General features: G+C 41.0%; 8 protein-coding genes. 4 read left to right on the top strand and 4 right to left on the bottom strand.

Annotated features, from left to right (window positions below; genetic code table 11):
• Positions 1-287, top strand: a 287-nt coding sequence (locus FJR06_RS22590) for a Uma2 family endonuclease (RefSeq protein WP_174783521.1), incomplete at its 5' end; no start/stop codon positions are given.
• Here FJR06_RS22590 and FJR06_RS22585 read toward each other — a convergent pair.
• From FJR06_RS22585 to FJR06_RS22575, 3 genes are all read right to left on the bottom strand, one after another.
• Positions 273-1,529, bottom strand: a complete 1,257-nt coding sequence (locus tag FJR06_RS22585; protein ID WP_015083415.1) for a protein kinase — start codon at positions 1,527-1,529, stop codon at positions 273-275. The genes FJR06_RS22590 and FJR06_RS22585 overlap by 15 nt on opposite strands.
• A 35-nt stretch (positions 1,530-1,564) precedes the next feature.
• Positions 1,565-3,472: a serine/threonine phosphatase gene (locus FJR06_RS22580; protein ID WP_168652311.1), complete on the bottom strand. Its 1,908-nt coding sequence runs from the start codon at positions 3,470-3,472 to the stop codon at positions 1,565-1,567.
• A 155-nt stretch (positions 3,473-3,627) separates the two neighbouring features.
• The gene (locus tag FJR06_RS22575) at positions 3,628-4,212 is read right to left on the bottom strand and encodes an rRNA large subunit pseudouridine synthase E (RefSeq protein WP_168631943.1); all 585 of its coding nucleotides are present in this window, start codon (positions 4,210-4,212) and stop codon (positions 3,628-3,630) included.
• A 175-nt stretch (positions 4,213-4,387) separates the two neighbouring features.
• Between FJR06_RS22575 and FJR06_RS22570 the strand changes: the two genes are divergently transcribed.
• Both FJR06_RS22570 and dnaK read left to right on the top strand, forming a co-directional pair.
• A complete protein-coding gene (locus FJR06_RS22570; RefSeq protein WP_168652312.1) occupies positions 4,388-5,251 on the top strand; it encodes a phosphodiester glycosidase family protein in 864 nt (287 codons plus the stop codon).
• A 655-nt stretch (positions 5,252-5,906) separates the two neighbouring features.
• Complete coding sequence (dnaK, locus tag FJR06_RS22565; RefSeq protein ID WP_168631942.1) at positions 5,907-7,805, top strand: molecular chaperone DnaK; 1,899 nt, start codon at positions 5,907-5,909, stop codon at positions 7,803-7,805.
• Between the two features lie 556 nt (positions 7,806-8,361).
• Here dnaK and gatC read toward each other — a convergent pair.
• Entirely contained in the window at positions 8,362-8,652 is a 291-nt protein-coding gene (gene gatC, locus FJR06_RS22560) for an Asp-tRNA(Asn)/Glu-tRNA(Gln) amidotransferase subunit GatC (RefSeq protein WP_015083410.1), read from the bottom strand.
• Positions 8,653-8,669: 17 nt separating this feature from the next.
• On the opposite strand from gatC, the gene FJR06_RS22555 reads away from it, so the two are divergent.
• Positions 8,670-8,813 (top strand): hypothetical protein, encoded by a 144-nt coding sequence (locus FJR06_RS22555; protein ID WP_168652310.1) that lies wholly within the window; start codon positions 8,670-8,672, stop codon positions 8,811-8,813.
• The last annotated feature ends 19 nt before the right edge of the window (positions 8,814-8,832 follow it).

The raw sequence follows: 8,832 nt of genomic DNA, 5'->3' as shown, positions 1-8,832 counted from the left end.
CGCCGTTGGCACTTCCTCCACGCATCTATTGCCAAGTGGCTTCCGTGCCTTTCGTTCTATTTGGTGATTATGAAGAAATGGGAATTAAAGAATACTGGATTGTTGATGATCAACCTTTTGGCGCTGGTAAATTCGTTGGTGAACCAAAACAACCTACCATATCAGTTTGTTCTCTAATTGGTGATGAGTATGAAATTAACCAATTTAGAGACAATGAGCCAATAATTTCCCAGATTTTTCCTGAATTGAAGTTAACCGCTCACCAGATTTTGCTAACTGCTGACTGATCTTAATGCTTGAGCCAAATCTTTTGCAGTATGATAGCGATCGCGTGGTAAAGGTTCTGTCACACACTCAATTACCTGTCTTAATTGATCAGTGATTGTGGGAATACCTTTAACCTCAAACCGAAAATTCCGTCCCCTTTGCCGATAAAATTTTAAAGGATTTTCCCCGGTTAATAAAAAAATTAACGTCGGACCAATAGCATATAAATCAGATTGGGTAAGAGGTTGTCCCCGTTCCTGTTCAGGAGCGCAAAAGCCTTCAGCACCGATTCTGGTCCCTGGTTTTGTGCCAATTTCCTTAACAGCACCAAAATCCAACACCACAATACTATTATTACCACCACGCACCATTAAATTAGCCGGCTTAATATCCCTGTGAATTAGTGGTGTTTGTTGGTGATGAAGATAATCTAGAATATCACAAGTTTGTACCATCCAAGCGATCGCCTGTTTCGGAGTTACAGGCCCAGTTAAGCGAATTCGTTTGTCTAAATCTTGTCCATGAATTAACTCCATAGCCAAGTATTTTTTACCATCTTCCACAAAAAAGTCATAATATTTGGGAACTCCTGCATGATTAAGATGCTTGAGAATACTAGCTTCTCGCATGAATAACTCTTGAGCCTTGGGAATTTTCACCATATCAGCATTCATCTGTTTGATTACCAGTAATTGTGGTACACCAGTAATTTCACCAACACTATCCCAAGCTAAATAGGTAGTACCCATGCCACCCTTGCCAATAGTGCGTAATACCTGATAATGACGAATAGTCTTTTGTACCAAAATTGGTTGACCACAGTGAACACAAAATACATTCTGGGGATGATTCCCCTCATGAGTACAACCAGTGCTGGAGTATTCTGGGGTTATCTTCTGACTAATTTCCCCATCTCCTGACGGTGAAGGTTGGATAAGTAGAGAAGATAATTCCTGAATCTGTACCTTGAGTAGAGGACCACCTTGAGCTAATAGCAGTAAAGAATTATCAGGAACGATACATTTAGTCACCAAAGAGCCATTGAGGAAAGTGCCATTAGTCCCGTGACTAATTAATTCCCAATCATCTCCTCCGGCATTAGTAACTAATTTCAGTTCTAAATGATACCGAGAAACTAAATTTTCAGCCAAAATAACGTGATTATCTACCGCCCGACCGATGCGAACGACGGTAGAACCCTCAAAGCACCACTGTTTAAGCGGTGTTTGTGTGCTTTTTTCTAATAGGGTCAGAGTAATCACAATACAACCTAAAATTTAAGATCAAAAAACTAATTTTATAAGCAACTTTGCTGAGATGGGCGGACTTTCACCCGTACCAGTATAGCTGTAATATTATCATGACCGTTATGTTCATTGCCCAATTCAATTAAATTTTGAATACCCGTTTCTAAGTTACTAGCAGAACTTAATAAGGGTTGAAGATGAGTTTGCCAATGAGTTTCTAGACAGTCATTATCTGATAAACCATCTGATACCAATACCAGAAGCATATCTTCATTGATCTCAAAGAACGTCACATCAGGATGGAGATAATCTTCATTGCGTGGACCCAGAGCTTGGGTAAGTTGGTAAGCATCTGCACGTCCATAAGCGACACTCGGTTCTATCCCCCTAGCAATTTCTCGTTGACCAACTTCATGATCTACAGTTATTTGTTCTAGTCCTTGCTTGCGGGTCAGGCAATAAACACGACTATCTCCCACATGAGCAATTGCGGCCTGATTATCCTGAAGTAACAGCATGACCAAAGTAGTACCCATGCGACCAATACCGGAACGGGCTTCTTTTTGATTAAGCTCATAAATAGCTTGATTAGCTAAATAAACCGCATGACGGATACATTCCCTCCGAGGTAATTCTGTATTTACCCAGGTTTCTTGGAAATATTTACGGATAGTCTTCACCGCTAATTCACTGGCTACTTCACCTCCAGCATGACCACCCATACCATCACAAAGAATATATAAACCCTGTGCTGTAATCGTGCTATTTCTTGGTAATTCTACCTTGTGAACCTGACTATCAACACAAAAATAGTCTTCATTGTGATTGCGTTGACGACCAACATCAGTAGATGCTGCATATTCCAAGCTACTTAGCTGCATGGATAGCACCACAGTTGGGGCATCATCAGTCTTGGTTTCCGTTTCATCACCTAGTTGCAAAATAGTTGAAGAAGCATTGAGTTTTTCCTGAGTAAATATTTCTGCTGTTTTTTCTAACTCCGATAGCGTTCGCGGAGCGTTCTGGAGGGAACTAGCTCTGCTACAAGCAGTTCGCAATTGTGTCAGAGTTTGAATATTCCCAGATTCTATATCCTCTAATATCTCTACCACACAGCCAAATTGAGTGCATTGGGATTCTCTAAACAAAGTTTGCCACATCTGACCCAAACTTTTAATAGTTAAGAGCTTCTCATCATCAGGATATAACTTTTGTAATACCAAAGCCTGGTCTTCATCTAACCGCAAATTTGATAACTCCAACAAACTTTGGCGACAATTCACAGCTTCGAGTAACTCCCAAAGTTGAGTCATCTGATCAAACCAATGTAAGATTTCCACCGGGCTGGTTGTGTCTTTTTGCCAAACATCAAGCAACATAGGATAATTGGATCTATCTGCCAACAAGACTATTTGCAGATCATCTTGCTGCCAAGCATCATGAATTTTGGGTATTCCTGGGTGGATCTTCATCTGCAATTCTAGATAAGCTGGCGCTAGATCCGGAATTGTCATTGTATCGATCTTAGTTTCATGCTCAAGCATGGCCCCAATCAGTGATATTTCGTAAGGTTGGCAATCTAGAACCTTGACTTCTCTATAATCCCCAATCACTTGTGGAGATTCTAATAAGCGATAACGCTGCTGAGAATCTAAATAAGAATCTAAAACAAATTTGGAAAACGGACTATAATCACCACTCTCGTCCGCTATATTTTCTAAATTTTGGGTTAATTCCGCAGTTTTTGCCATAACAGAAACTACCTGATCTACTGCGTGAGTAATGAGCGCGTACCAAACTGTGCTAGATTCTGCACCACATTTATAACAATACTGTGCATCTAAAGCTATATCGGCACTGCATTCAGAGCAGATTTTATGAGCTAAGGATGTACCACAGCTTTGACAAAACTTATTACTATCAGGGTTTTCAAATTTACACTGGGGGCAAATCAGCATAGTGGGAGTTCCTTGATTTTCCTGCTAAGGTGCTTTCAGTCTCTCTAGCCACGAACATTCCAACGGGACAGAATTAAATGACTAAAATTATGTAACTTGAGAATTAAGTGGTATTGTTAACACTCTTTTGTATACTGGTATTACAGTCCCTTAATCTATCTTTCCGGTGAATGATTTAATCTTGTGACTTCTAAGGAAGTGAGTTCTCGCCATTGTCCTGGTGATAAATCATCTAATTGAATATTACCAATACTTATTCTGATTAACCGCAAAGTCGGAAAACCGACAGCAGCCGTCATGCGACGGACTTGGCGGTTTTTACCTTCAGTTAGGGTCATTTCTAGCCAAGCAGTGGGAATACTTTTGCGAAATCTAATCGGTGGAATGCGTTGGACTACGGATGGTTCTTCTAACAATAACCTAACTTGAGCAGGTCGAGTCCGGTAATCTTGAATTTCTACCCCACTTTGTAGCTTATAGATTGCATCAAGATCAGGAATGCGTTCCACCTGCGCCCAATAGGTACGTTGATGACCAAAACGCGGATGTGCTAGACGATGCTGTAACTGTCCATCATTTGTTAACAACAGCAACCCCTCACTATCCCAATCTAAACGCCCCACAGCATAGACATCGGGAACATCTATATACTCTTTCAGAGTGATATGTTTGGGACTTTCTTGGGTAAATTGGCTCAAAACCCCATAGGGCTTGTGAAAAATAATATACCGATTGTTCATAAGATATAGGAGTCAGGAGTCAGGAGTCAGGAGGCAGGAGTTAGGAGGAACAAAGAAGAATAGTTTTCACCACTTACCACTTACCAATTACCAATTACCTGTTCCCTGTTCCCTGTTCCCTGCTCCCTGTTCCCTCTCTCAACAAATGAATTTAATTTTGTCAGACTACTCAATTATGACAATTAGCAAAATCAGCCGCAGATCCTTTTTATTCCTTGGTGGGGCAACCTTAGCACAAGGATTAACCTTAACATTACCTAGTTATGCCCAAACTGTACAGGTAAACAAAAGTCAAATTAATGGTATTCCTTTTTATCAAACCATAGTTGACCTCACAGATCCAAAAACCTTTATCACCATGGGTTTAGCCAAAAACGCCGCTTTTGCGAATACCATTCAAAAAACCAGTGGTGATGAAGAATTTAGTAAATTAGTGGCGCGTTATAAGGCTGCCGTAGTTGCTAACGGCACATTTTTTGCCAAAAATCCCCAAAAAACGGTTATGGGTAACATGGTAGCCGGGGGAAATTTTGTGAAATACAGTCGTTGGGAAAACTTTGGGACTACTTTGGGATTAGGAGTCGGTAATAAACCAGAAATGGTGACAGCCAGAATAGACGGCAAACCAGAATGGAATAAACATTGGTTTTCCCTAACTTGTGGACCAAGATTATTGCGACAAGGGGAAATCCGGTTAAACCCCAGGATTGAAGGTTTTAAAGATCCTGCTGTTTTAGGTAATAGCGCCCGAACAGCAATTGGTTTTACCCAGGACGGCACAAAACTGATTTTAGCCAATTTTGAAATTAACCTCACTTTACAACAAGAGGCGGAGGCAATGAAAGCGATTGGTTGTTATGAAGCTATGAATTTAGATGGTGGAGCATCTAGAGCCTTAGCCAACAAGACTAATATTATAGTTCCTGCCGGTAGACCTTTGACTAATGTAATTGTCATTTATGATGTCACCAATCCTGCCCCAACGGACTTGCAACAGGCATGGCTGAAGTTTCAACAAGGGGAACGTCCTGCTTCGTAAATAATTGACAATTACCAAGCCCCTTATTACGGAGTAAGGGGTATCATTTTTAATTTTTAATTCTTAATTTTTAATTCCCGACAGGGTTTGACGGCAAATACGACTATAAAGTTACGGTTCACCCCAATTCCTCAAAGTATTAATTACCATACATTAGTCAATGTGAAAGCACATAAATCCATGAACCCACTAGACATAATTTATAAAATTCACCGTTCCCCTAACGGTTCGGTAAACCACCCTTCATGGAATACCACTGAGTTTATGTCAGTAACCCAGCCCTAAAGGGACTGAGCTTGCAAAAGTAATCAAGCAAGCTGTACTGACCAGTCTAAGTCTTCACTGACTACGTTTTTTGAGTCACGACACCCTGGAATGCGTAGCTAGTTCCCTGCTCTGTCGCTTGTGATTAAACAGTTTCAAGGTCACTGAAACAGTGTTGCAAGCCTAACAAGCTCTTAAAACATTGACGTTCGCGCAAGCGTGCCGGAGGCATTCAGCTAACATTACCCCAGAAATGGGAGGCTCTTCGGAGCAATACATTATGCGTACAGAGTTGGGAAATTTGAATCGGTTTGTTATTGACATTTAGTTAATGCAATTTTATATTCTCTCTGAGTTCATTTAGTAATTTTATACGGAGCAAACACCCAAAATGGCAAAGGTAGTTGGAATTGATTTAGGTACGACAAACTCCTGCGTGGCAGTAATGGAAGGTGGTAAACCCACCGTTATCGCTAATGCAGAAGGTTTTCGGACAACACCCTCAGTAGTTGCGTTTGCCAAAAATGGCGACAATTTAGTTGGTCAAATCGCTAAACGCCAAGCGGTAATGAACCCCGAAAATACTTTTTATTCTGTAAAACGCTTTATCGGTCGTCGTTTTGAAGAGATTACCAATGAAGCTACAGAAGTTTCTTATAAAGTTCTCAGTAGCGGCGGTAACGTTAAAGTAGATTCTCCCGGTGCTGGTAAACAATTTGCACCTGAAGAAATTTCTGCGAAGGTTCTTCGCAAATTAGTGGAAGATGCTAGTAAATACCTGGGTGAAACCGTTACCCAAGCTGTAATTACCGTTCCTGCTTACTTCAACGACTCCCAACGTCAAGCCACAAAAGACGCGGGAAAAATCGCTGGTATTGACGTTCTCCGCATTATCAACGAACCTACCGCTGCTTCCTTAGCTTATGGTTTTGATAAAAAGAGCAATGAAACTATCCTCGTATTTGACTTGGGTGGTGGTACTTTCGACGTATCTGTTCTGGAAGTAGGTGATGGTGTATTTGAAGTATTATCAACATCTGGGGATACTCACCTGGGTGGTGACGACTTTGATAAAAAAATCGTTGATTTCTTAGCGGAAAAGTTCAAAAAAGACGAAGGGATTGACCTGCGTAAAGACAAACAAGCTTTACAACGTCTGACTGAAGCGGCAGAAAAAGCTAAAATTGAACTTTCTAGCGTTAGCCAGGCAGAAATTAACCTGCCATTTATTACCGCTACCCAAGAGGGTCCCAAGCATTTAGATACAACTTTAACTCGCGCTAAGTTTGAAGAACTTTGTTCTGATTTAATTGACCGTTGCCGCATTCCTGTGGAAGATGCGCTCAAAGGTGCGAAGTTAAATAAGACCAATATTGACGAAGTTGTTCTCGTTGGTGGTTCTACCCGGATTCCCGCTGTTCAAGATGTGGTTAAACGGGTGTTAGGTAAAGAACCTAACCAAACTGTTAACCCTGATGAAGTGGTAGCTGTTGGTGCTGCTATTCAAGCGGGTGTTTTGGCTGGTGATGTTACAGGTATCTTGTTGTTAGACGTAACACCATTATCCTTGGGTGTAGAAACCTTGGGTGGGGTAATGACTAAGATTATTCCTCGCAACACTACAATTCCTACCAAAAAATCAGAAGTGTTCTCTACTGCGGTGGACGGACAAGGTAATGTGGAAATTCACGTTCTCCAAGGTGAGAGAGAATTTGCCAATGATAATAAGAGTTTAGGAACTTTCCGTTTGGATGGTATTCCTCCTGCTCCCCGTGGTGTTCCCCAAATTGAAGTGACTTTTGATATTGACGCTAACGGTATTCTCAACGTTGCGGCTAAGGATAAGGGAACTGGTAAGGAACAATCTATTAGTATCACTGGTGCTTCTACTCTGGATAAGAATGATGTAGAACGCATGGTCAGAGAAGCTGAACAAAACGCTTCTTCTGATAAGGAACGTCGTGAGAAAATTGAACGCAAAAACCAAGCTGATTCTTTAGCTTATCAAGCTGAAAAGCAGTTGGAAGAGTTGGGTGATAAAGTCCCCGCTGCTGATAAGACTAAGGTTGAAGGTTTGGTCAAGGAAGTAAAAGAAGCAGTTGCGAAAGAAGATGATGCTCAAATCCAGAAGTTAATGCCAGAACTGCAACAAGCTCTGTTTGCTATTGGTAGCAATATCTATCAACAAGCTGGTGATGCTGCTGGCGCTGCTGGTGCTGAACCTCCAAGCGGTGGTTCTGCTCCTTCTGGTGATGATGTCATTGATGCTGATTTTACTGAAAGCAAGTAGTTTCACAAAGGGCGGGGAATTCCTGCCCTTATTTGATTAATACCCACCTAGCGCAATGACTGGATGGGTATTTTTTATGGTAGTTAAATTATTTATGGCGAGACAGTTCTTCCTTATCAATTTCATGATAACAAATTTAAAAGCAAATGTCAACCCTCTTGATCTCCATTTTTAGGGATTTTTCCACTCTTCTAAACTCGATTTAGCTTGATAAATTACAATAGCGTGTAATGTGCCAGTCGGAATACCCCCTCTTCTCCCCCTGCTTGCCTTTACCCGTCATTTTTGGATTGACAGACTACTAGTTGTCCGGTTCGAAAAAATACAACTCGGTTTTTTTGACATTAGTATACGGAAAATAGTTGTCAAATACTTGGCAAATAAAAAATCATCTGCTATATTAAACTCATACCCAAAAACCTAATCCCCTAATCCCCTGTCCCTACGGGGATGTAGAGACGTTCCTCGGAGCGTCTCTACTCTTTTGTGTTGATATTGCAGTAGAAATTGAAGAGAAAGGAAAAGATTCTTTCCTATATCTTCAGTCAGTTCCTAACTAATCAGCATTAAGAATTTTGGGAACTCGGAAAAAATCACCTTCCTGTTGAGGCGCACTGCTGAGGATTGCTTCTCTGTCAGGACAGGGTTGAAGAATATCTTCTCTGGTAATATTGCTAACATCAATAGCTCTGGTTGTCGGTATTACATTGGTGACATCCAGTTGATTGAGTTGTTCTATATAATCCAGAATACTACCCAGTTGAGTAGTAAATTGTGCTTCTTCATCTGCTGTTAATTCTAAACGAGCGAGATTAGCAACTTTACGAACTTGTTCACTATCAATCATAATTTGTCCGTTGTCCGTTGTCCGTTGTTAGTTGTCCGTTGTCAGTAGGGGCGAAGCATTTGGAAGATAAATTATCGGTCATTGCCAAAAATAGTCCTCCAAATGCTTCGCCCGTACAGTTGTCCGTTGTTAGTTGTCCGTTGTTAGTTGTTAGTTGTTAGTAGGGGCGAAGCATTTGGA

The sequence above is a fragment of the Dolichospermum sp. UHCC 0352 genome (assembly GCF_009711925.1).
Classification (GTDB): domain Bacteria; phylum Cyanobacteriota; class Cyanobacteriia; order Cyanobacteriales; family Nostocaceae; genus Dolichospermum; species Dolichospermum lemmermannii.
The sequence above is the reverse complement of the archived record's forward strand: the minus strand, read 5'-3'. Positions and strand labels throughout refer to the sequence as shown.

Coding starts and splice junctions, on each gene's coding strand:
- FJR06_RS22575 (WP_168631943.1), bottom strand. CDS start 4,212: ATGAACAATCGGTATATTATTTTTCACAAGCCCTATGGGGTTTTGAGC.
- FJR06_RS22580 (WP_168652311.1), bottom strand. CDS start 3,472: ATGCTGATTTGCCCCCAGTGTAAATTTGAAAACCCTGATAGTAATAAG.
- dnaK (WP_168631942.1), top strand. CDS start 5,907: ATGGCAAAGGTAGTTGGAATTGATTTAGGTACGACAAACTCCTGCGTG.
- gatC (WP_015083410.1), bottom strand. CDS start 8,652: ATGATTGATAGTGAACAAGTTCGTAAAGTTGCTAATCTCGCTCGTTTA.
- FJR06_RS22570 (WP_168652312.1), top strand. CDS start 4,388: ATGACAATTAGCAAAATCAGCCGCAGATCCTTTTTATTCCTTGGTGGG.